Source organism: Streptomyces atratus (genome assembly GCF_014648655.1).
In the GTDB taxonomy this organism is placed as follows: Bacteria; Actinomycetota; Actinomycetes; order Streptomycetales; family Streptomycetaceae; genus Streptomyces; species Streptomyces atratus.
Genome location: NZ_BMRN01000147.1, coordinates 1 through 2,419, shown reverse-complemented (window position 1 = coordinate 2,419; position 2,419 = coordinate 1). Strand labels below are relative to the sequence as shown.

The window sequence follows — 2,419 nt, the reverse complement described above, 5'->3', positions numbered from 1 at the left end:
TCACGGCCCAGCGGCTCCCCGAGCACATGGTTCCGGCTGCGGTCGTCGTCCTCGACGCCCTCCCGCTGACCGCCAACGGAAAGCTCGACCGCAAGGCCCTCCCCGCCCCGGACGCCTCCGGATCGGCAGGGGCCGGGCGCGGACCCGCCACGCTTCAGGAGGAGATCCTCTGCGCGGTCTTCGCCCAGGTCCTCGGCCTGGACCGGGTCGGTGTCGACGAGAGCTTCTTCACCCTCGGCGGTCACTCGCTGCTTGCCGTCCGTCTGGTCAGCCGCATCCGTGCCGTGCTCGGCATCGAGCTGGAGATGGCGGCACTGTTCGAGGCGCCGACCGTCGCGGGCCTCGCGGCCCGCATCGCAGGGGCAGGCGCGGCGCGCAAGGCCCTGACACCGATGGGGCGCCCGGAGCGGACGCCGCTCTCCTTCGCCCAGCAACGCCTCTGGTTCATCGGCCAGTTGGAGGGACCGAACTCGGCCTACAACGTCCCGGTGGCACTCCGCCTGTCGGGCGGCGTGGACCGCGACGCGCTCGGCGCTGCCCTGCGCGACGTGATCGGCCGCCACGAGGTCCTGCGCACCGTCTTCCCGGTCGCGGACGGCGAGCCCTATCAGCGGGTCATCCCGGTCGAGGACCTGGCCTGGGAGCTGCCGCTGGTCGAGGTCGATCCGGAGGACCTGGAGGACGCAGTCGCCGCCGCGGCCGACTACGCCTTCGATCTCTCCGCCGAAATGCCTTTCCGCGCCTGGCTGTTCTCCGCCGGGCCCGACGAGGTGCTCGTCGTGGTCATGCACCACATCGCGAGCGACGGCTGGTCCAAGCGCCCGCTGGCCCAGGACCTCTCCACCGCGTACGCGGCGCGCCGCGACGGCGAGGCCCCAGCGTGGGAGCCGCTGCCGGTCCAGTACGCCGACTACGCGCTGTGGCAGCGCGAGCTGCTCGGCGACGAGAAGGACCCCGACAGCGTCGGAGCGCGCCAAGTCGCTTACTGGCGCGAGAGGCTGGCCGGAGCGCCGGAAGAACTGGAGCTCCCGGCCGACCACCGCCGCCCGGCGATCGCCTCCAATCGAGGCCACCGCGTGCCCGTGGAGGTGCCGGCCGCCGCGCACGCACGGCTTCAGGAGCTGGCGCAGGCCGAGGGCGTGACGGTGTTCATGCTGCTCCAGGCCGCCTCCGCCATCCTCCTGTCGAAGCTGGGCGCGGGCACGGACATCCCGATCGGATCGGCGAACGCCGGCCGTACGGACGTCGCGCTGGACGACCTCGTCGGCTTCTTCGTGAACACGCTGGTGCTGCGTACGGACCTGTCGGGCGACCCGACGTTCCGCGAAGTCCTCGGCCGCGTACGGGAGTCGAACCTGTCGGCCTTCGCACACCAGGACGTCCCCTTCGAGAAGCTGGTCGAGGAGCTGGCGCCGACGCGCTCGCTGGCGCGGCACCCGCTCTTCCAGGTCACGCTGACCCTGGAGAACAACGCCGAGGCGGTCGTCGAGCTGCCGGGCCTGCGCACCGGCGGCACGTCCTCTGCCGGGGAGCCCACCGCCCCCGGGCAGGCCGCTGCCAAGTTCGACCTGGCCGTCGAGGTCGCCGAGGCCTTCGGTGCCGAGGGCGCCCCCGCCGGGCTGCGCGGCTCCGTGGTCGCGTCGGCGGACCTGTTCGAGCCGGACACCGCGGCGCGGCTCGCCGAGCGTTGGGTCCGGGTCCTCGAACTCCTCGTCGACGAACCGCAGATCCGCCTGAGCGCCGTCGACGTCCTGGACGCGGCCGAGCGCCACCGGCTGCTCGCCGAGTGGAACGACACGGCAGTGCAGGTCGCGCCCGCCACGGTGCCGGAGCTCTTCGCGGCGCACGCGGCCCGCACCCCGGACGCGGTCGCGGTGATCGCGGGCGGCCAGGAGATCACGTACGCCGAGCTGGAAGCGCGGGCCAACCGCCTCGCGCACCAGCTCATCGCCCGGGGCATCGGCGCCGAGTCGGTCGTCGGCCTCTGCCTGGACCGGGACGCCGAGCTGATCGTGGCGGTCCTGGCGGCCTGGAAGGCCGGGGCGGGCTACCTGCCCATCGACCCGGAGCACCCGGCCGACCGGATCGCGTACATGCTTGCCGACAGCGGCGCGGCCCTCGCACTGACGACCGAGGAGCTGCTCGGCGGACTCCCGACGGGCCAGGTGCCGGTCGTGGCCGTCGACGGACCGGAACTGCGGGCCGAGCCGGCGTCCGCGTCGACCGAGTCCCCCGAAGTCACCGTGAACAGCGCTGACTTGGCTTATGTGATCTACACGTCGGGTTCGACGGGTCGGCCGAAGGGTGTGGCTGTCGGTCATGGTGCGCTGGCGAATCTGGTGTCGGTGTTCGGGCCGTTGATGGAGGTGGGCCCGGGGGTTCGGGTGTTGCAGTTCGCCTCGTTCAACTTTGATGCGTC

Annotated in this window: 1 protein-coding gene; it reads left to right on the top strand. The window is 72.6% G+C overall.

The features are described from left to right. Positions 1-2,419, top strand: a 2,419-nt coding sequence (locus IEZ15_RS43685; RefSeq protein ID WP_189282481.1) for a condensation domain-containing protein, incomplete at both ends; no start/stop codon positions are given.